Here is a 19,272-nt window from a genome sequence, read left to right as displayed (position 1 = left end):
AATGCGGCGTGCCAGGCACACCGCATCCTCGGTTGCATCAGGTCTGGGGCACGTCGTCCTGAAGATTGGGGCCCTTCAATGTGCCCAGAGATTTGCGCAAACGACTCGCCAGCGAACTGCTGCCGTGCACGTTGTGATAGTGAAAGACCGCCGTTGCGCGTAACGCGTCCTCGGCCACCGGCAGGTTGGTGTGCAGCGAGCGGTAGCCCCAGAACAGGTACATGTGTCCCGGCTGCATGACGATCCGGGTAAACGCCTGTTCATCACGTGCAACCCGGTCTCTCAAGTAGCGCTGCACCCACTTGTTGTCCACCAACACCTTGTCCAGCAGGTTGCGCAGGTAACTACGCCGGATGGGCCGGCGATTGGGCAGCATCAACAGATCGCCGCGCTCTCCGGTCTGGGGCATGCACACCGGCATGATCGTGGTGAGCACGTAGGAATCGTAATGAAAGATGAGCGACTCCCGACGCCCGCCGTTGCCGGTCAGGCAGCGCAAGGTCTGGGTCATGCCGTTGTCGGCCGGGCGCTGCCCGGTGACGCCGGCCGTGATGCGTCGGCACAGGTCGACGAAGTCATGCGACATGCCCCAGTCATACAGAGGCGTGCCTTGAACACTCTGGCGGCCAGACAGCGCAACGTAATCGTTGCCAGCATCGGCCACGGTCTGACTGACCAGAGCGCGCAGTTCGTTCAATTGTCGGGGAGTGGCCCAATCCGGCAAGACGGCATAACCGTCAGCGTCGATGGCCTTGATCAGGCTGTTGACCTGAGCATCCGAAAAGGTGGTATAGGGCATCGATTGCAACCTCAGTTCGTAGTCCGTGGAACGTGGAAAAGCCCTCGGACCTACTGCCTGAGATGTACCGATTCAGCCGGGCGAATCGACAGACTAGCACCTAGCACAAACTTATTTTCATGCCCTGATTAAATATTTCAAATAATTTCGATTCGCGTCCAAAAACGCTTTTTTTCGTCCGTTTTTGAAACAGATCGGCGCAGAAGCCGCCTGTGGCGCGGCTTCTGACTGTCACAGATTTGTGTCACATTCTGTTGCGGAGCTAACTCAGAGGCGCTGCCGTTTCACCCCTGAAACAACGGCTCTTCGATTCCGCACACGCCAGGTCGCAAAGCGAATACGCCGCCCGCCAGCGGTTGATCGTTCAGGTCGCCGCCCGGCCGAATCGAGGTCACGAAAAGCGTGTCCAGATCGCGGCCGCCGAAAGCGCACATGGAAGGTTTCTTCACTGGCACGGACAGTGAGCGATCCAGTTTGCCCTGCGGTGTGAAACGGTGGATCAGTCCCTCGTCGTTACCGCAGATCCAGTAGCACCCTTCGGCATCGACCGCCGCGCCATCCGGACGACCCGCAAACGCCATCATGTCCACGAACAGTCGGCGATCATGCGGCGTGCCGCTGTCGATGTCGTAGTCGAACGCCCAGATTTTCTGCACCGAAGGATGCGAATCGGAGAGGTACATGGTCTTGCCGTCCGGGCTGAAGCCCAGACCGTTCGGCACGATCATGTCGCTGACGTAAGCCTGCAGCGGCTCAGCCTGCTGCGCCGAATAGCGATACAGCGAACCCACCACCGAGGCTTGTGCCATGTCGGTGAACATCGTGCCCGCCCAGAAGCGGCCCTGGCGGTCACAGCGGCCATCGTTGAAGCGCATGCCCGGACGCGGATGGTCGACGTCGATCAGCCGCTCTGACGCCAGGCTGCCATCGCCCTGAGGACGAAGGCGAAACAACCCGTCTTCCATGCCTGCCAGCCAACTGCCGTCACCGTAACCGGCGATGCAGGCCAGCATCTGCGGGGCCTCCCAGCGGGTTGTCTGATTATTCGCCGGGTTCCAGCGATACAAATGCCGCGCTGGAATATCCACCCAGTAAAGCGCCTGCTCGTGTGCATTCCAGACAGGGCACTCGCCGGTAGCATTGCGTGCGTCGAAAATCAGCTCAGCCTGCATGGCGAACCTTCTGTGAAGTGTGTCGGAGGGAGGCTGACGCAAGGTCAGCCGTTTCGCGAGGCATTATTCGTCGCCGAATGGCCCCGAGGCCACGAAGGCGCCGCCCTGATAGACCATCGCAGGATCGTCGGAGGCCGGCATCGGCTGCGCTTCGACTTTGCTGCGAAATTGCGCGGAGCTGTCCTTGGGCGAATAGCCCAGGTGATTGGCCAGGCGATTGTCCCACCAGACTTTCTCGTTGTTGGACGCGCCGTACACGACGGTGTGACCGACGTTCGGCGTGAACAGGCCGCGTTCGATCAGTTGGGTCAGGTCGTCATAGCTCAGCCAGCTGCTCAGCATGCGGCGGTTCTGCGCTTCCGGGAAAGAGGAGCCGATGCGGATGCTCACGGTTTCAATGCCGTAACGATCGAAATAGAAGCTCGCCACATCTTCGCCGTACGACTTCGACAGGCCGTAATAGCTGTCAGGGCGACGCACGGCACTGGCGTCGATGGTTTCATCCTGGCGGTAGAAACCGATGACATGGTTGGAGCTGGCGAAGATCACACGCTTGACGCCATGACGGCGGGCGGCCTCGTAAATATGGAAAACGCCGCAGATGTTCGGGCCGAGGATTTCCTCAAAGGAGCGCTCAACGGAAACGCCGCCAAAGTGGACGATTGCGTCAACGCCTTCGACCAAGGCGTCCACGGCCTTTTTGTCGGCCAGATCGCACAGCTGCACTTCTTCGTGGGGACCGGCAGCAGGCGCCATTTCGGCGATGTCGGACAGGCGCAGGATCTTGGCATAAGGCCGCAGCTTTTCGCGCAACACTTTGCCGAGACCGCCAGCGGCGCCGGTCAGCAGGATGCGATTGAGCGGGGGCTGAAGATTGGATTGAGTCATAAGGTGGGCCCTGATTCAGACGTTGTTGTTATTAAGGTCATATGTTGTCGTATGACATGCAAAGGATTATCTGCAGCGCTCGTCGGCATTGTCAACGAAACCCATTTCTTGTTTGTTGCCAGCCCGATTTTTCTCTGCTAATTTCAAAAATGTTAACGATGACATTTCCGCTTTAACAATAAAAACAACGGGATTTTTCGCTATGACAACTCGCCTCAAGAAAGGCTGTTCAGCCGTTTTCTGTTCGCTCGCTATCGCTGTGGCCAGCGCCGGAGCCGTCACCGCCCAGGCTGCCGACGCCAAGGCCGGCCCGTTGAAAATCGGCGCCTCGTTCCAAGAGATCAACAACCCCTATTTTGTGACCATGAAAGACGCCCTGCAGGATGCGACCGGCAGCATCGGCGCGACCTTGCTGGTCACAGACGCGCGCCACGACGTGTCCAAGCAGATCAGCGACATCGAGGACATGCTGCAGAAGGGAATCGACATCCTGATCATCAACCCGACAGATTCGGTGGGCGTGCAGTCGGCGGTCAAGCAGGCTCACGACAAAGGCGTGGTGGTGGTCGCAGTCGATGCGCAGGCCAATGGCCCGCTCGATTCCTTCGTCGGTTCGAAAAACTACGACGCAGGCGTTCAGGCGTGTGAATACCTGGCCAAGAGCATCGGTGGCAAAGGCGATGTTGGGATTCTCGATGGCATTGCCGTGGTGCCGATTCTTGAGCGTGTGAAGGGCTGTAAAGATGCGCTGGCCAAACACCCGGACATCAAGATCGTCAGCATCCAGAACGGCAAGCAGGAACGCGATCAGGCGCTCAGCGTGACCGAGAACATGCTGCAGGCCCAGCCGAATCTCAAAGGCCTGTTCAGCGTCAACGACAACGGCTCGCTCGGGGCGTTGGCGGCGATCGAATCAAGCGGCATGGACGTCAAGCTGACCAGCGTCGACGGCGCGCCTGAGGCAGTGAAAGAAATCCAGAAGCCGAACAGCAAATTCATCGCCACGTCCGCTCAATACCCACGCGATCAGGTGCGTCTGGCCCTGGGCCTTGCGCTCGCGAAGAAATGGGGCTCACAAGTCCCGGCAACCATTCCGGTGGACATCCTGCTGGTGGACCAGGCCAAGGCCAAGACCTTTTCCTGGTAACGGGCCTGTGGTCGCCCGGCTGACGCTTGAGGATCAGGCGGGCGCCACGGATTTGGAGTGAGTAGCGCAGTGATCCTGCTGCGATGAGGTGCGCATGAGCTGCCTTCTGCAATTGGAAAACATCTGTAAAAGCTATCCCGGCGTACACGCGCTCAAGTCGATCAACCTTTCGGTCGAGCGCGGCGAAATTCATGCCCTGCTCGGCGAGAACGGCGCGGGCAAATCGACGCTGATGAAGATCCTTGCCGGTGTCGAACATCAGGACAAGGGCAGCATTCTCATCGACGGCGCCGAGCAGCATTTCGCGACGTACAACGAAGCCATCGCTGCCGGCATCGGTATCGTGTTTCAGGAGTTCAGCCTGATTCCCTATCTCAATGCCGTGGAGAACATTTTCCTCGGTCACGAGATCGTCAACGGGCTTGGGCTCTTGCGCAAGAACGAGATGCGCGGCAAGGCCATCGCGCTGTTCGATCGTCTGGGCGTGAAGATCAACCTCGATTGTTCGGTGCAGCACCTGAGTGTGGCCGAGCAGCAGTTCGTGGAGATCGCCAAGGCCCTGGCCCTCGAAGCGCGCCTGTTGATTCTTGATGAACCCACCGCAACCCTGACGCCGTCCGAAGCGGAACTGTTGTTCGACATCATGCGCGAGCTGAAAAGCCAGGGCGTGGCAGTGATCTTCATCTCTCATCATCTGGAGGAAATTTTCCAGGTCTGCGATCGCATCAGCGTGTTGCGCGACGGTGCCAATGTCGGCGCGCTGACGGTTGCCGACAGCGACATCGACACGCTGGTGGAAATGATGGTCGGGCGTCGTCTGGAGGCAAGCTTTCCGCCCAAGCCGACTCAGGCCCGTGGCGAGGTCGTGTTGCAGGTTCGCGACATTCAGCTGACCCGCAATGGCCCACACAACAGCTTCGATCTGCATAAGGGGGAAATTCTCGGATTCGCCGGGCTTGTGGGCTCCGGGCGGACCGAGCTGGCACTGGGCGTCATCGGCGCGTTGCCGGTGGTGAGCAAGGACGTGCTGCTGCGCGGGCAGACGGTCAACCTCAGCGATCCGGCTCATGCGCTGGCCAATGGCATCGGGCTGCTGCCGGAAAGCCGCAAGAGCGAAGGGCTGATCGTCGATTTCACCATTCGCGAAAACATCTCGCTGAACAATCTGGGCAAGTACGAGGGCACAGCGCATTTGCTTGATCGGCACAAGGAAGACGTGACCACCGAAGATCTGATGAAGCAGCTGTCGATCAAGGCGCCGACCTGCGAAAGCCGGGTGCTCAACCTAAGTGGCGGCAATCAGCAGAAGGTCGTCATCGCCCGCTGGATCAATCATCACTGCGACATTCTGATCTTCGACGAACCGACGCGAGGCATCGACGTCGGCGCCAAGGCGGAAATCTACAACCTGATGCGCAAACTCACCGAACAAGGCTTCGCGATCATCATGATCTCTTCGGAACTGCCGGAAATCATCGGCATGTGCGATCGCGTCGCCGTCTTCAACAAGGGCGCCATCGTCAACGTGCTGCAGGCAAGCGACATCAACCCGCAAGAGGTGATGCGCCATGCCACCGGGAGTCTGACCAGTGAACACCTCCATTAAAACCATGACGACGCAAACCGACCGCACCCGGCACAACATGAAGCTCAACTTCGCCAGGCTGATCCGCTCTCCGGCGTTCTACCCCTTTGTCGGACTCGTGGTGGTAACGGTCTTCATGATCTTCGCCAGCGACAAGTTCCTCACCGGCGCGAACCTGGAAAACATCGCGCGGCAGGTGTCGATCAACGCGATCATCGCGGTCGGTATGACCTGCGTGATTCTCACCGGCGGCATCGATCTGTCGGTGGGTCCCGTGATGGCGCTGTCCGGAACGCTGACCACCGGGCTGATGGTGGCGGGCGTGCCTGCACCGATCGCGATTCTGATCGGCTTGATGATCGGCGTGGGCTTCGGCGTTGGTAACGGCATTTTCGTCGCCTACCTGAAAATGCCGCCGATCATCGTCACGCTGGCAACCATGGGCATCGCCCGCGGCCTGGGCCTGATGTACACCGACGGGTATCCGATTTCCGGCATGCCGGACTGGTTCGCCTGGTTCGGCCGAGGCACGTTGTTCGGCATACAGGTGCCGATCCTGATCATGTTGCTGACGTACTTCTTCGCCTGGGTGCTGCTGCAGCACACGCGCATCGGTCGGTATGTATACGCCATCGGCGGCAATGAAGAAGCGGTGCGTCTGTCCGGCGTGCGTGCCTCGCGCTTCAAGCTGCTGGTGTACTCGATCAGCGGCCTGACCGCGGCGATTGCAGGGCTTGTGCTGTCGTCGCGCCTGATGAGCGGCCAACCGAACGCCGGTGTCGGTTTTGAGCTCGACGCGATCGCGGCGGTGGTGCTCGGCGGTGCGTCGATTGCCGGCGGTCGCGGCGTGATCATCGGCACCCTCGTCGGCGCGATGTTGCTGGGCGTGCTCAACAATGGTCTGAACATGCTCGGCGTGTCGCCTTACGTTCAGAGCGTGATCAAGGGCGCAATCATTTTGCTGGCGATTTTCATCAGTCGGCAGCGGCATAAATAAACCGATTCGAACACTGCACCTGTAGGAGCGCGCTTGCCCGCGATTGCGTCATGTCAGACGACGACATGTTTCAGGGCGGACGTCATCGCGGGCAAGCGCGCTCCTACAGCGCACCAATCAGCCTCATGAGGTAACCCGACATGGAAAACAACACAAAAACCACCATGCAAGCCGTCGTCTGCCACGCCCCGAAAGACTACCGTCTGGAGCAGATCAGCAAGCCGGTCGCGCGCATCAACGAACTGGTCATCCGCATCGGCGCCTGCGGCATCTGCGCCAGTGACTGCAAATGCCATTCGGGCGCGGCCATGTTCTGGGGCGGTGAAAGCCCTTGGGTCAAGGCCCCAGTGGTGCCGGGGCATGAGTTCTTCGGTTACGTGGATTCAGTGGGCGAGGGCGCCGAAGAGCACTTTGGCGTGAAGGTCGGTGACAAGGTGATCGCCGAGCAGATCGTGCCCTGCGAGAAGTGCAAATTCTGCAAATCCGGCAAGTACTGGATGTGCGAAGTGCACAACATTTTCGGTTTTCAGAAAGACGTTGCCGAGGGCGGCATGGCGCAATACATGCGCATCCCGAAAACCGCCATCGTGCACAAGATTCCGGAGTCGGTGTCGCTGGAAGACTCTGCGCTGATCGAGCCGATGGCGTGCTCGATTCACACCGTCAACCGCGGCGATGTGCAGCTCGACGATGTGTTGGTGATTGCCGGTGCCGGCACGCTGGGCCTGTGCATGGTTCAGGTCGCGGCATTGAAAACGCCGAAGAAGCTGGTGGTCATCGACATGGTCGACGAACGTCTGGAACTGGCGAAGAAATTCGGCGCCGACGTCGTGATCAATCCGAGCCGCGACAACGCCAGGGAGATCATCAACGGCCTCACCGACGGCTACGGCTGCGACGTGTACATCGAAACCACCGGCGTGCCGGTGGGCGTCACCCAGGGGCTGGACCTGATTCGCAAGCTGGGGCGTTTCGTCGAGTTCAGCGTGTTCGGCGCCGAGACCAGCGCCGACTGGTCGATCATCGGTGACCGCAAGGAATTGGACGTGCGCGGCGCGCACCTGGGGCCGTACTGCTACCCGATCGCCATCGACCTGTTCGAGCGTGGGCTGGTCACCTCCGAAGGCATCGTCACCCACGACTTCGGCCTGGACGACTACGCCGAAGCGTTCGAACTGGCGAACTCCACCAAGTCGATCAAGGTGCTGCTCAAGCCGGTCAGTTGATGCCTCACCCCTGCAGGAGCGTGGCTTGTCCCGCGAACGGGGATGGAGTCGTCGTAAATCCGATGAATACGGTGTGTCAGAAAGACCGTATTGGCAGATTTTACGACGGGTTCCCTGCCGGTCGCGGGACAAGCCACGCTCCTACAGGTGGTGCGCAAGAACTTCAATAACAAGAGAGTGCGTGAAGATGGAATACGTCATTGGGGTCGACATCGGCACCCAGAGCACCAAGGCGTTACTGGTCGATGGCCAAGGCCGGATCGTCGCACAGCACAGTCACAGTTATAAGGTCGACACCCCCAGACCGCGCTGGGCCGAGCAATGGCCGCAGGTGTGGCTGGACGCCGTTGAAATCTGTATCGCCGCGTGCGTGCGTGACGGCGGCGTGCCCAAGGACAGCATCAAGTCGCTCTGCGTCAGCAGCCTGTACGGTGGCTCCGGGATTGCAGTCGATGCCCAGATCAAAGCGCTGTATCCCTGCCTGATCTGGATGGACCGCCGCGCTGAAGAGCAGGCCGAGTGGGTCAAGGATCACGTCGACCTCGAGCGGCTCTACGCGATCACCGGCAACGGCGTCGACAGTTATTACGGCTTCACCAAAATGCTCTGGCTGCGGGATAAACAGCCGCAGGTCTGGCGCGACACCCGCTATCTGCTCCCGCCGAACAGTTACATCAATTACTGCCTGACTGGCGAAGTGGCGGTCGATCACAGTTCGGCCGGCAACATCGGCGGCGTCTACGACGTGGCATCGCGTGGCTGGTCGGTGGAGACGCTCGACGCGCTTGGCATCCCGCCTTCGATGATGCCCGAGCGGCTGGTGCACTCGGGTGAAGTGGTCGGCGGACTGCTCCAAGCGTGGGCCGAACGACTGGGTCTCAACGCCGGGATTTCCGTGCTGGGCGGCGGCGTCGATGCAGCCATGGCGACCTTCGCGGCAGGCGTGACCCAGGCCGGAAATCACGTCGCGATGATCGGCACCAGCATGTGCTGGGGCTACATCAATCAGCAGGTCGACGCCCGGCATGGGCTGGTCAGTTTTCCCCACGTCTTCAACGGTGCGAAAGACCTCTACATTTTCGGCGGCGCGATCACGGCCGGGGCTTCGGTCAGCTGGTTTCGCGAGCAGTTCTGCCAGGCCGAAGAGCAGCAGGGCCGGGAGACCGGCGAAGACAGCCATGCCATTCTCGAACGCGCGGCGAGCACCCTTCCGGCCGGCAGCGATGGCCTGCTGTTTCTGCCGTATCTGATGGGCGAACGCAGCCCGGTCTGGGACGCCAAAGCCAGTGGCAGCTTCGTCGGCCTGAACCTGTTTCACAGCCGTATTCACCTGTACCGAGCGGTGCTGGAAGGGGTGACGTTCGCGCTCCGGCACAACATCGAGGCGGGCACGCGCGGTGCGCAGTCGCTGGATCCGCGATTGATCGTGGTCGGGGGCGCCAGCCATTCGGATTTGTGGATGCAGATCATCGCCGACGTCACCGGTTTCCCGGTCTACACCATTGTTCAGGAGGTCGAGGCCGCCTTGGGCGCGGCGTTGCTCGCAGCCCACGCCGTCGGTCTTGTCGATGAGGATCAGGTGCACAAGGGCTGGGTCGAGCTGAGGCTGCGCGCCGAGCCTCAGGCGCAAAACGTCGCAGTCTATTCGCGGCTGTTCGCCGATTACGTGGCGCTGTATCCAGCGTTGAAACCGATCATGCATCGTCTCCAGGAAGCCTGAATGTGAACACTGTCCGTTTTGATTTCAGCGGCCAACGAATACTCGTCACCGGGGCGAGCAGCGGCATCGGCAAAACCGTCGCTCAGCAATTGATCGACTGCGGCGCTGAGGTGTACGCCATGGGCCGCGATGCGGCGGCGCTTGAACAGCTCGCCGGGCAAGGCTGCAAACCATTGCGCGTGGAGATGTCCGATCAAGCGCAACTGGCTGCGGTTCTCGCCGATCTGCCGGTGATGAACGGAGTGGTCAACTGCGCCGGCATCTCGATTCTGGAAGCGGCTACCGATATCAGCGCTGCGGCCTTCGATCAGGTCATGACGGTCAACGTCCGCGCCGCTGCAATGGTAGCGGCCAGTGCCGCCAAAGCCATGATCGACGCAAGCGTGGCCGGCAGCATCGTCAATGTGTCGAGCCAGGCGTCTCTGGTCGCGCTGGACGATCACCTGAGTTACTGCGCGTCCAAAGGCGCGATGGATGCGATGACGCGCGTGCAGTGCGGCGAATGGGGCCGACACGGTATCCGGGTCAACAGCGTCAACCCGACCGTCACGCTGACCCCCATGGCGCAGATGGCCTGGAGCGAGCCGAGCAAGCGCGACCCTGCATTGGCGGCCATTCCACTGGGACGCTTCGCGGAAACCGCGGAAGTGGCCGCGCCGATCCTGTTCCTGTTGAGCAGCGCGGCGTCGATGATCAGCGGCGTGTCGCTGCCAATCGATGGCGGCTATACCAGTCGGTAGTGATCAGGCCTTGTAGGAGCGCGCTTGCCCGCGATGGCGTCGTGTCATACGAGGCTGGAGCTGGAGCGCGACTCCTCACAACACCCCATTCTCCAGCTCCCCGACAATCACCACTTTGGCTTTCGGCAGAAACCGGTCGTGTATCCGCTCAAGCAGCATGGTGACTGCGCTGCTGCCTGCCCGTGAGGCATCGTGGGCGATGCAGGCGATCGGAATGCCGAAAATGTCAGCGAACGGAAGGCGGTCGATGCCGCAGATGGCGACGCTGTCGTGGGCGATGTTTCGGTCGCGCAGGGCTTTCATGGCGCCCAGCGTGATCAGCTGGTTGAAGCCGAAAATCGCATCCGGGACAGGCTGTTCGCGCAAATAATCCAGGGTGCTCTGGTAGGACGGCTCCAGCGTGTAATCGCCCGCGAACACGTGCAGTTGCACCGGGTTGCCACGCTCGGCCAGGGCCGCCTTGACGCCTTTGAGCCGCTCCTCGGAAATCCGCGAGTGCGCCGGGCCCGTCAGCACCAGCATGCGTTCGGCCTGCGGACTTTGCGTCAGCAGATAGCGCGCGCCTTTCAGACCGCTGTGGTAGTTATCCAGCACCACATGGCTGAATCCACTGGCGTGCAGCGCGCGGTCCAGTTGCACCACGGGCACATCGCCGTTGCTCAGGCGACTGAGGTAGCCGGGCTGGTACTCCGGTTCGTCGGAGACCGGCGACAGAATGATCCCGGCCACGCGATAGCTGAGCAACGTGTCCACGGCTTTGGCTTCAAGCTCTTCGGAACCGTCGGTGTCGACCAGCATGATGGTGTAGCCGTGCTTCTTGGCTTCGCGGGAAATCGCCTTGATCATCTCGCTGTAAAACGGGTTGTCCACCGAGGCGGTAATCACACCGATGATCATGCTCTCGCTGCGTTTGAGGCTGCGGGCGAAGGCGTTGGGGACGTAATCCAGTTCCTGAGCCACTTCGAGAATGCGCGCCAGGGTGGCGGGCTTGACCAGATCGGGTTTGTTCAGCGCGCGGGACACAGTGACAGGCGTCATGTTCACGCGGCGGGCAATGTCGGAAATGGTGACAGGCGTCTTTTTGCTCATGGGGCTTATTGGCTGCCTTGGAATCGGACTACATGAGGGCAGTCACAGTCGTCGCTCGATGACGCAAGGCTAGCACGAAGACGCCCGAAATGGACTCGAAGGGCGCGTGGAATGTTATCGTTTTCATGGCCGGATTACGCGGCATTGCAGGCAGTCATGCATGCCGGTCGAACGCAGGGATGTATGCCGCAGTCCATTCGCTACAGCGAATATTTTCAATACGCGGCACAGGCTTGGGCGGATAATCGTCGTCCACCCCCGTTTTCAGGAGACTTCATGACCTCGTCAGCCTCATCTTCCACGCGCGACTTCTTCATCGCCGCCTGCGCTCTGCTGATCGCCATGGTCGGCACCACGCTGCCGACGCCGCTGTATGCGATCTACCAGCAACGACTGGGTTTTGATGCGAGCTGGTTGACGATCATTTTCTCGATCTACGCAGCCGGCGTGATCGCCGCCTTGCTGGCGGTCGGCAGTTGGTCCGATCAGCTCGGGCGCAAGCCGCTGCTGATTGCCGGCCTGACGATGGGCGCAGTGAGTGCGGTGATTTTTCTGCTGAGCGATTCGGTCGGCGGCCTGCTGATCGGGCGCCTGTTTTCGGGTTTCAGCGCGGGCATCATGACCGGCACCGCGACGGTGGCGGTGATCGAGCTGGCGCCGAAAACCTGGAAAATCGCCACGCTGGTGGCCACGGCCGCGAACATGCTGGGCCTCGGGCTGGGCCCGCTGCTCGCCGGTTTCACGTCGCAATACTTGCCCGACGCGCTGCACCTGGTGTTCTACGTGCACCTGGTTTTGCTGCTGCTCGCAGCGGTCGGGATCTTCGTCATTCGCGAAACGGTGCAGCGTCCGGAGACACTGCAGCTGGGCATCCAGAAGCCATCTGTTCCCGCCTCGGTGCGCAGTGTCTTCATCTCCGCCTCGATTGCCGGGCTGGCCGGTTTCAGCGTCGCAGGGCTGTTCACCAGCATGGTGCCGTCGGTGATGATTCACATCATGCAGGTGCACGCGGGGTTGCTGATCGGCGCGGTGATCGGCCTGTTTTTCGTCGCATCGATCATCGGTCAGGCGCTGCTGCAATGGCTGCCCAAGGCGCAACACATGACGCTGGGCTGCGTGGGCCTGATCGTGGGCATGATCTGTCTGGGGCTGAGCATTGCGACCGCGCACCTGGTGCTGCTGATTGCCGCAGGCGTGGTGAGCGGCATCGGTCAGGGCATGATTCTGCGTGCGGGAATGGGCGCCGTGACGGCCAGCAGTCCGCCGCATCAGAAAGCCGCCGTGACGTCGGCGTTCTTCGTGGTGCTTTATGTTTCGATCTCGGTGCCCGTGGTCGCAGTCGGTTTCAGCGTCAGGGCGTTCGGTCTGGAGCACGTCGGCGAATTCTTCGCATCGCTGGTGGCGGTGGTCGCCTTGCTGGCGATGATCAGCATGAAGCGGGTGCAGTCGCGTCAGGCGCAAGCAGCCGCCGGGAGTTGAAACGATGAGCGTGAAAGTCGGCCTGATTTCAGACACCCACGGCCTGTTGCGGCCTCAGGCGCTTGAGGCGCTGCAGGGGTGTGATTACCTCATTCATGGCGGCGACATCGGCAACCCGCAGATCCTGGAAACACTCAGCGCGATTGCGCCGCTGACCGTGGTGCGCGGCAACAACGACACCGATGACGCCTGGGCTGCCGACGTTCCTTACGAGGCTGTTCTGCGGGTCGGCAAATTGGCGATTTATGTCACTCACATTCTTGCCGACGTGCCTGAGACGCTGCCGCCGGATGTTGCCGTGGTCGTCACCGGGCATTCGCACAAACCGCTGCAGCAGACCCGGCACGGCGTGCTGTTCATCAATCCCGGCAGCGCGGGGCCACGGCGCTTCAAATTGCCGATCAGCGTGGGCGTGCTCTATATCGACGAGCATGAAGTGCGTGGCGAACTGATTGATCTGGCGCTGAGCTGACGCGCTTACTTCGCGATCGGGTCCAGGCCACTGGCCTTGATCGCGGGTGCTGCCGCCGACGAACTCAAGAAATCCAGAAACTGTTTTGCCTGTTCGGGGTGTTTGCTCTTGGTCACGACGCCCGCCGAATACAACGTCATCTGTTGGGCCTGATCGGGAATCAGACCGATGATGTCGATGCCGTCCACCGGCTTCAGTTCGCTCAATTGCTGGAAGCCGATTTCGGCCTCGCCGTTGGCGACCACTTCACCCACCGGTTTTGCCGGAATCATGTGGCTCTTGCTTTGAATACGGTCGGCGACGTGCATCTGGTTGAACAGCACGCGTGACAGATAAACACCGCTGGCGCTGTCGGAATAGGCGATGCTCTTGGCGTCGAGCAGGGTCTGTTTGAAGGCGTCCATCGTGCTGATATCGGGATGCGGCGCACCATGACGCACGGCCATGGCGATGTAGGATTTGCCCAGATCGACGCGGGTTTTCGGATCGACCTGGCCGTCTTTGATCAGCTTGTCGAGCGCGGCGCCGACCATCAGTACGACGTCGGCAGGCTCTTGTCTGGCCAGTCGGTTGGGAATGGCTTGCGGCGTCGCGCCCATCGATGGCGCCACCTCGCCCTGCAATCTGACGCCCACGCGCTGCTCGTATTCCGGCGTGACCGCCTTGAAGGCGCCCATGATGCCGCCGGAGCTCAGAACGATCAGTTGCACGGGCGCGGAGGCCGTTGCGGCATGAGTAAAAGCCGCAGGAATGAAGGTGATAGCGGCGCTCAGCAGGTAGGGCAGGATTTTTTTCATGAAGATTAACCTGGCAGTGTTGGATGTGGATCTGACGATAGAAAACAGCGCGGGCAGTATGTGGCAATTGTGCGACGAGTAAATCCCTTTCTTGCGCACGCCCCCCTTCACTGACGCCATTGCCGGCACCAGGTTCAGTCTGACGCGCCCGTGCAGCCGACGAGGCGCCCCGCCTCTGCCTCAAGAAAGCCGGGCCTGCGCCGATGTTCATATCGATCCCCATCATCTTTGTGGAAGTTCACACCGTCATGTTCAATAAACGTCTCAAACAAGAGCTTTTGGCCCTGCGCGAGGAGCTTTCGTCCGTGGAGCAGGTGAGGAGCAGTCTGGACAGCGAGATGCTTGGCATGCGTCTGGACCCACAAGGAAGGATCGAGTCAGTCAACGGCAATTTCGAAAACGAAATGCTCTACAGGAATTCGGATCTGGCCGGTCGGTTGATCGATGATCTGGTCCCGGCCCACGTCAAAGGCCTGGATTTCTATCAGCGGCTGAAAAATGCAATCAGCCGCGGCGAACACCTGAGCGGGGCATTGCGCCTGCTGCGCGGGAATGGTCAGGAGGCGTGGCTGCGCTCGATTCTGCAGCCGGTGCATGACAGCAACGGCCGGGTGAAGTACTTCACCATTCACTCCAGCGACCTGACCCGCACGATCGAAAACTCCCGCGAGCATGAGAACCTGATCGAAGCGTTGCAGCGCTCGACTGCCGTGATCGAGTTCAACCTCGACGGCGAAGTGCTCACCGCCAACCAGCGCTTCCTCGGCGCGATGGGCTATTCGCTGGCACAGATTCAAGGCAAGCATCACCGGATGTTCTGCGAGCCGGAAGAATACAACTCCCCGGAATACCGGATGTTCTGGGATAAATTGCGTCGGGGCGAATTCATCGCCGAGCGTTTCAAGCGAGTGGACAGCCAAGGGCGGGTCGTCTGGCTGGAGGCGTCGTATAACCCCATCACCGACGCGCACGACCGGCTGTACAAAGTGGTCAAGTTCGCCACGGTCATCACTGAGCAAGTCAATCGCGAGAGCGCGGTCGCGCAAGCGGCCACGATCGCCTTCAGCACCTCAAAGCAGACTGACGGCAGCGCCCAGAAAGGAGCGTCGGTGGTGCGGCAGACCGTCGAGGTCATGCATGAACTGGCCGAACACATGGAGCAGGCCGCCGAGCGCATCGCTGCGCTGGACAAGCAGTCCCAGGTCATCGGATCGATCATTCAGAGCATCAGCAGCATCGCCGACCAGACCAACCTGCTGGCACTCAATGCCGCCATTGAAGCTGCCCGCGCCGGCGAGCAGGGCCGCGGTTTCGCCGTGGTTGCCGATGAAGTGCGGCAACTGGCGTCGCGCACCAGCAAAGCCACGGAAGAAATCGTTGGTGTGGTGCAGCAGAACCAGCAATTGGCCGAGCAGGCCGTCAATGTGGTCATCAGCGGCAAGCAACAGGCCCAACAGGGCTTGGAACTGGCCGAGCAGGCGGGCGCTGTGATCGTCGAAATCCAGGACGGCGCGCAGCGAGTGGTCAGCGCGGTAGGGCAGTTCACCAATCAGCTGTCGAGCTGACGCTGCAAGCGCTTGATGCGTCCGTAAACCGCTCGTTTCCTCTTAAACCAGACAGACAACTGCGCCGGGTGATAAACCCGGCGCAGGCGAGGTGCGTTACACCTTGAAGTGGCTGACCAGCATTTGCAGCTGATTGCCCAGGCGGGCCAGTTCGACGCTGGAGGCTGCGGTTTCCTCGCTCGCGGCGGCGGTCTGTTCGGAGACGTCGCGTACGTTGAGGATGCTGCGGCTGATCTCTTCGGCCACTGAGCTTTGCTGCTCCGCGGCGGCGGCGATCTGTTGGTTCATGGCCTGAATATTGGACACGGTGTTGGTAATGCTTTCCAGCGAGGTGCCGGCTTTGCGTGTCAACGCCACGCTGCTGTCAGTGAGGTTGCGGCTGCTGAGCATGATCTCCGAGACCTGACGCGTACCGTTTTGCAGGCCGGCCACCAGCCCTTCGATTTCTTCGGTCGACTGCTGAGTGCGTTGCGCCAAGCCCCGTACTTCATCGGCAACGACCGCGAACCCGCGACCCGCTTCACCCGCGCGGGCCGCTTCGATGGCGGCGTTGAGTGCCAACAGGTTGGTCTGCTCGGCGACAGCCTTGATCACGTCCATCACCTTGCCGATCTTGTCGCTTTCCTGCTCCAGCACCGTCATGGCGTCTGTGGAACGGATCACTTCGCTGGCCAGTTTCTCGATTTGGGCGATGGCCTCGCCGACGACTTTGTCGCCGTCCCGCGCTTCCATGTCGGCAGCCGATGCCGCGACGGAGGCCTGTTCGGCGTTACGTGCGACCTCGTGAACGGTGGCTGACATTTCGTGCATGGCGGTGGCGACTTGGTCGGTTTCGACCTTCTGGCTGTTGACCCCGGCGCTGGTCTGCTCGGTGACCGCAGACAGTTCCTCGGCAGCGCTGGCGATTTGCGTGACGCTGTCGCGGATGCCGCCGATCAGTTCGCGCAACGTCGTGCCCATGCGCTGGATGCCCACTTGCAGCGTGCCCAGTTCGTCCCGGCGGGTGACCACCAGGTCTTGCGTCAGGTCGCCCGAAGCGATGCGGTCGACCACGGTCAGGGTCTGCTGAAGCGGACGGGTGATCTGACGGGTAATGATGACCGCCGCCAAGGCGCCGAAAATCAACGCCAGCAGCGTGCCGCCAATCTGCAGCATGCGGGCCTGTTCGGTGTCTTTGTCGCCGAGGGTTTTCTGGATGTCGACCAGTTGCTGACTCAGCTTGACGATGGCTGCGCCTTCATCCGTCATCTCGGCACGAGCCGCGTTGATGCTGTCGTTGGCGGTCTTGAAGCCCTGCACCGAGGTGCGGTAGCCGATCAATGCGGCTTCCAGTTGGGTGAGGCGCTCAGCCTGAGTGCTGCCAAACGTGGCTTTGAGTTGCTCAAGGCCGTTGATCGCGCTCGTCAGCTGCTGGGTGGCGGCCTGTTCGGTCTTGTCGGTGACGTTGCCGGTGTAGCCGCGCACTTCGTAGCGCACCAGCATTACGTCTTCTTTGGCTTTGATAGCCGCCTGATACTGCTCGAAGCGGCGCTCGTCGGCTGGATCCAGCTTCATCACGTCGTCGTTGATGGCTGCGATCAGCCCTGCCGCTTTCACGGCATCCACACCCATGTCCGCCCGCACCTTGGCACTGGCGCGGTAGCCTTCGCGCATTTTGTTCAGGGAACTCTGATACGCCGCAACCTGATCGCCCAGCGCCTTGATCGGCGGGACGTTGACCGGGTTGCTGAAAGTGTTCTGCAGGTATTGCTGCTGGGCCTTGAAGCCGTCCAGCGCGTTCTGCACGTTTTGCGCGACCGCTTCGTCACCATTGGACAGCATGTATTGCAGGCGGGTGATGCGCAGGTCCGTCAGCTTGGCCGACAGCTTGGAAATGTCCGAAACCCGGTCGCTGCGGTAGGTCATGTTGCCCAGGCTGGTCCAGCCGATCAGCGCAAGCAGGGCAGTGAAAACAAGTACAACACCGAACCCGAGGGCCAGTTTCAGATTGACGCTGATGTTCGCGAACCAGCTGTTCATCATGATTCTCCAGAATGTCCATTGTTCGAAATCGTCAGCTGGAGATTTGTTGTTGTAGAAGCCAGCAAAACATTCAAATGTACGAATGCATCGGCGGCGTCGGAGATTTCTGAAAAAAATGTCAGAAATGAGTCGCGGGAAAATGTTTCAGCGCGTGAATTTCGCCTGAATTAATCGCTGCGGCGCGGGCGCAGGCAGGATTTGCGGGGCCCAGAAACAATCAAGCCCGGCGATTGCCGGGCTGGTAGGGGAGCGAACGTATGGATCAGCTCAGGCGGTTTGCACCGACGTGATCGGCGCCATCAGCAGCGATGCGGCCCAGTTGAGTGTGCTCCGAACCGTTTTCAGCGACGCGGTTAGCACCGACATGATCAGCACCATCAGCGGCGACGCGGTTAGCACCGACACGATCAGCACCATCAGCAGCGACGCGATTAGCACCGACACGATCAGCACCGTCAGCGGCGACGCGGTTTGCACCAACACGATCAGCACCATCAGCAGCGACGCGGTTTGCACCGACATGATCAGCACCGTCAGCGGCGACGCGGCCCATGTTGGTATGGGAAGAGCCATTTTCTGCAACGACCGGGGCATTGACGTATTTGCTGGCGTCAACGGCTGGAAGTGCGAACGCGCTGGTTGCCAGTACAGAGAAGGCCAGGCCAAGGATCAGTTTGTTGGTTTTCATGATGTTTACTCCAGAACTCGTTAGTTGGTAACTTGCTATGGAGGCAATGTTACTCGGCGCTGGATTATTAAGAAGTCAATACGATTGGTAGCGAACATCGCTGCAATTGATAGTTGCCAAAGCTGCGAGCCAGAGCCTCTGGACGAATGATGAAGGTCTGTCGGCCGCGGATTGAGACGATTGCGCAAAAGCTTGAGAGGATCAGACGCAACGGTGCGTCCCGTGAACTTTAACCTTGAGCCCACTGAATACACAGAGGACTCACCATCATGTTCACGCTCAACTCACTGCTGCGCAAAGCGACACGTCTCGACACCCTCGGCATCCACCTGATCAGGATTGGTGTGGCGATCATTTTTATCTGGATCGGCGCACTCAAATTCGTCCCCTATGAAGCCGACAGCATCACCCCGTTCGTGGCCAACAGCCCGGTCATGTCGTTCTTCTACAACCATCCGCACGAATACAAAGAGCATCTGACTCACGAGGGCCAGCTCGATCCAGTCAAACGCGAGTGGCAAGTCAGCAACAACACGTACACCTTTTCCGATGGCCTTGGCACCGTCGAGATTCTGATCGGCCTGCTGGTGCTGTCCTACGCGTTCTCGAAACGGCTGGGAATGGTCGGTTCGGTGCTCGCGTTCCTGACCCCAATCGTCACGCTGTCTTTCCTGATCACAACGCCTGAGGCCTGGGTCTCGAACCTGGGTGACGCCAACTTCGGTTTTCCGTACCTCTCGGGGGGCGGTCGGCTGGTGCTCAAGGACGTGCTGATGCTGGCAGGCGGCGTGGTGATGATCGCTGACTCAGCCCGGCAACTGCTGAACGAGAAGGCCTCACGCAGCGCCTGATCAGCGCCCTGCAAGCTATCCGCAACGCAGCGCCT

The 19,272-nt window shown here is 60.5% G+C and carries 17 protein-coding genes; 10 read left to right on the top strand and 7 right to left on the bottom strand.

Features of this window, described 5'->3' with window-relative positions; all coding sequences use genetic code 11:
- Positions 1 to 37 precede the first annotated feature (37 nt).
- The 3 genes from AAGQ88_RS22765 to AAGQ88_RS22755 all read right to left on the bottom strand — a co-directional run bounded on the left by AAGQ88_RS22765 (position 38) and on the right by AAGQ88_RS22755 (position 2,859).
- Positions 38 to 799 carry a hypothetical protein gene (locus AAGQ88_RS22765; RefSeq protein ID WP_342653649.1) on the bottom strand — a complete coding sequence of 254 codons (762 nt, stop codon included), beginning with the start codon at positions 797 to 799 and terminating at the stop codon, positions 38 to 40.
- A 284-nt stretch (positions 800 to 1,083) separates the two neighbouring features.
- Positions 1,084 to 1,971 carry an SMP-30/gluconolactonase/LRE family protein gene (locus AAGQ88_RS22760; RefSeq protein ID WP_342653648.1) on the bottom strand — a complete coding sequence of 296 codons (888 nt, stop codon included), beginning with the start codon at positions 1,969 to 1,971 and terminating at the stop codon, positions 1,084 to 1,086.
- A gap of 63 nt (positions 1,972 to 2,034) precedes the next feature.
- A complete protein-coding gene (locus AAGQ88_RS22755; protein WP_285423001.1) occupies positions 2,035 to 2,859 on the bottom strand; it encodes an NAD(P)-dependent oxidoreductase in 825 nt (274 codons plus the stop codon).
- A gap of 202 nt (positions 2,860 to 3,061) precedes the next feature.
- Between AAGQ88_RS22755 and AAGQ88_RS22750 the strand changes: the two genes are divergently transcribed.
- The 6 genes from AAGQ88_RS22750 to AAGQ88_RS22725 all read left to right on the top strand — a co-directional run bounded on the left by AAGQ88_RS22750 (position 3,062) and on the right by AAGQ88_RS22725 (position 10,274).
- Positions 3,062 to 4,006 carry a substrate-binding domain-containing protein gene (locus tag AAGQ88_RS22750; protein ID WP_285423002.1) on the top strand — a complete coding sequence of 315 codons (945 nt, stop codon included), beginning with the start codon at positions 3,062 to 3,064 and terminating at the stop codon, positions 4,004 to 4,006.
- Positions 4,007 to 4,100: 94 nt separating this feature from the next.
- Positions 4,101 to 5,612 (top strand): sugar ABC transporter ATP-binding protein, encoded by a 1,512-nt coding sequence (locus AAGQ88_RS22745; RefSeq protein ID WP_285423003.1) that lies wholly within the window; start codon positions 4,101 to 4,103, stop codon positions 5,610 to 5,612.
- Between the two features lie 4 nt (positions 5,613 to 5,616).
- On the top strand, positions 5,617 to 6,588 hold the full coding sequence (locus AAGQ88_RS22740) for a ribose ABC transporter permease (protein WP_285423035.1): 972 nt from the start codon (positions 5,617 to 5,619) through the stop codon (positions 6,586 to 6,588).
- Positions 6,589 to 6,728: 140 nt separating this feature from the next.
- Positions 6,729 to 7,814, top strand: a complete 1,086-nt coding sequence (locus AAGQ88_RS22735; protein WP_093464255.1) for an alcohol dehydrogenase catalytic domain-containing protein — start codon at positions 6,729 to 6,731, stop codon at positions 7,812 to 7,814.
- Between the two features lie 187 nt (positions 7,815 to 8,001).
- Positions 8,002 to 9,534: an FGGY-family carbohydrate kinase gene (locus tag AAGQ88_RS22730; protein ID WP_342653647.1), complete on the top strand. Its 1,533-nt coding sequence runs from the start codon at positions 8,002 to 8,004 to the stop codon at positions 9,532 to 9,534.
- A 2-nt stretch (positions 9,535 to 9,536) separates the two neighbouring features.
- On the top strand, positions 9,537 to 10,274 hold the full coding sequence (locus AAGQ88_RS22725) for an SDR family oxidoreductase (RefSeq protein WP_342653646.1): 738 nt from the start codon (positions 9,537 to 9,539) through the stop codon (positions 10,272 to 10,274).
- 75 nt (positions 10,275 to 10,349) lie between these two features.
- On the opposite strand, the gene AAGQ88_RS22720 is transcribed toward AAGQ88_RS22725, so the two are convergent.
- Complete coding sequence (locus tag AAGQ88_RS22720) at positions 10,350 to 11,363, bottom strand: LacI family DNA-binding transcriptional regulator (protein ID WP_285423006.1); 1,014 nt, start codon at positions 11,361 to 11,363, stop codon at positions 10,350 to 10,352.
- Positions 11,364 to 11,639: 276 nt separating this feature from the next.
- Here AAGQ88_RS22720 and AAGQ88_RS22715 point away from each other — a divergent pair, with 276 nt between their 5' ends.
- Entirely contained in the window at positions 11,640 to 12,842 is a 1,203-nt protein-coding gene (locus tag AAGQ88_RS22715; protein ID WP_342653645.1) for an MFS transporter, read from the top strand.
- A 4-nt stretch (positions 12,843 to 12,846) separates the two neighbouring features.
- Positions 12,847 to 13,314 (top strand): metallophosphoesterase family protein, encoded by a 468-nt coding sequence (locus tag AAGQ88_RS22710; RefSeq protein WP_342653644.1) that lies wholly within the window; start codon positions 12,847 to 12,849, stop codon positions 13,312 to 13,314.
- A 5-nt stretch (positions 13,315 to 13,319) separates the two neighbouring features.
- On the opposite strand, the gene AAGQ88_RS22705 is transcribed toward AAGQ88_RS22710, so the two are convergent.
- Positions 13,320 to 14,111: a substrate-binding domain-containing protein gene (locus AAGQ88_RS22705; RefSeq protein WP_285423009.1), complete on the bottom strand. Its 792-nt coding sequence runs from the start codon at positions 14,109 to 14,111 to the stop codon at positions 13,320 to 13,322.
- Between the two features lie 248 nt (positions 14,112 to 14,359).
- Between AAGQ88_RS22705 and AAGQ88_RS22700 the strand changes: the two genes are divergently transcribed.
- Positions 14,360 to 15,676: a PAS domain-containing methyl-accepting chemotaxis protein gene (locus AAGQ88_RS22700; RefSeq protein ID WP_342653643.1), complete on the top strand. Its 1,317-nt coding sequence runs from the start codon at positions 14,360 to 14,362 to the stop codon at positions 15,674 to 15,676.
- A 96-nt stretch (positions 15,677 to 15,772) separates the two neighbouring features.
- On the opposite strand, the gene AAGQ88_RS22695 is transcribed toward AAGQ88_RS22700, so the two are convergent.
- Together AAGQ88_RS22695 and AAGQ88_RS22690 are read right to left on the bottom strand one after the other, a co-directional pair.
- A complete protein-coding gene (locus AAGQ88_RS22695) occupies positions 15,773 to 17,695 on the bottom strand; it encodes a methyl-accepting chemotaxis protein (protein ID WP_285423011.1) in 1,923 nt (640 codons plus the stop codon).
- A gap of 265 nt (positions 17,696 to 17,960) precedes the next feature.
- The gene (locus tag AAGQ88_RS22690; RefSeq protein ID WP_342653642.1) at positions 17,961 to 18,386 is read right to left on the bottom strand and encodes a hypothetical protein; all 426 of its coding nucleotides are present in this window, start codon (positions 18,384 to 18,386) and stop codon (positions 17,961 to 17,963) included.
- Positions 18,387 to 18,655: 269 nt separating this feature from the next.
- Here AAGQ88_RS22690 and rclC point away from each other — a divergent pair, with 269 nt between their 5' ends.
- Positions 18,656 to 19,237 (top strand): reactive chlorine resistance membrane protein RclC, encoded by a 582-nt coding sequence (rclC, locus tag AAGQ88_RS22685; RefSeq protein WP_285423013.1) that lies wholly within the window; start codon positions 18,656 to 18,658, stop codon positions 19,235 to 19,237.
- Positions 19,238 to 19,272 lie beyond the last annotated feature (35 nt).

Origin of the sequence: Pseudomonas sp. F3-2 (assembly GCF_038804275.1) — a bacterium.
Classification (GTDB): Bacteria; Pseudomonadota; Gammaproteobacteria; order Pseudomonadales; family Pseudomonadaceae; genus Aquipseudomonas.
This window is presented reverse-complemented; position numbering and strand designations above follow the sequence as displayed.

Excerpts from the sequence above, each read along its gene's own strand:
- AAGQ88_RS22765 (WP_342653649.1), bottom strand. The coding sequence starts at position 799 with ATGCCCTATACCACCTTTTCGGATGCTCAGGTCAACAGCCTGATCAAG.
- AAGQ88_RS22760 (WP_342653648.1), bottom strand. The coding sequence starts at position 1,971 with ATGCAGGCTGAGCTGATTTTCGACGCACGCAATGCTACCGGCGAGTGC.
- AAGQ88_RS22755 (WP_285423001.1), bottom strand. The coding sequence starts at position 2,859 with ATGACTCAATCCAATCTTCAGCCCCCGCTCAATCGCATCCTGCTGACC.
- AAGQ88_RS22750 (WP_285423002.1), top strand. The coding sequence starts at position 3,062 with ATGACAACTCGCCTCAAGAAAGGCTGTTCAGCCGTTTTCTGTTCGCTC.
- AAGQ88_RS22745 (WP_285423003.1), top strand. The coding sequence starts at position 4,101 with ATGAGCTGCCTTCTGCAATTGGAAAACATCTGTAAAAGCTATCCCGGC.
- AAGQ88_RS22740 (WP_285423035.1), top strand. The coding sequence starts at position 5,617 with ATGACGACGCAAACCGACCGCACCCGGCACAACATGAAGCTCAACTTC.
- AAGQ88_RS22735 (WP_093464255.1), top strand. The coding sequence starts at position 6,729 with ATGGAAAACAACACAAAAACCACCATGCAAGCCGTCGTCTGCCACGCC.
- AAGQ88_RS22730 (WP_342653647.1), top strand. The coding sequence starts at position 8,002 with ATGGAATACGTCATTGGGGTCGACATCGGCACCCAGAGCACCAAGGCG.
- AAGQ88_RS22720 (WP_285423006.1), bottom strand. The coding sequence starts at position 11,363 with ATGAGCAAAAAGACGCCTGTCACCATTTCCGACATTGCCCGCCGCGTG.
- AAGQ88_RS22715 (WP_342653645.1), top strand. The coding sequence starts at position 11,640 with ATGACCTCGTCAGCCTCATCTTCCACGCGCGACTTCTTCATCGCCGCC.
- AAGQ88_RS22710 (WP_342653644.1), top strand. The coding sequence starts at position 12,847 with ATGAGCGTGAAAGTCGGCCTGATTTCAGACACCCACGGCCTGTTGCGG.
- AAGQ88_RS22705 (WP_285423009.1), bottom strand. The coding sequence starts at position 14,111 with ATGAAAAAAATCCTGCCCTACCTGCTGAGCGCCGCTATCACCTTCATT.
- AAGQ88_RS22700 (WP_342653643.1), top strand. The coding sequence starts at position 14,360 with ATGTTCAATAAACGTCTCAAACAAGAGCTTTTGGCCCTGCGCGAGGAG.
- AAGQ88_RS22695 (WP_285423011.1), bottom strand. The coding sequence starts at position 17,695 with ATGAACAGCTGGTTCGCGAACATCAGCGTCAATCTGAAACTGGCCCTC.
- AAGQ88_RS22690 (WP_342653642.1), bottom strand. The coding sequence starts at position 18,386 with ATGAAAACCAACAAACTGATCCTTGGCCTGGCCTTCTCTGTACTGGCA.
- rclC (WP_285423013.1), top strand. The coding sequence starts at position 18,656 with ATGTTCACGCTCAACTCACTGCTGCGCAAAGCGACACGTCTCGACACC.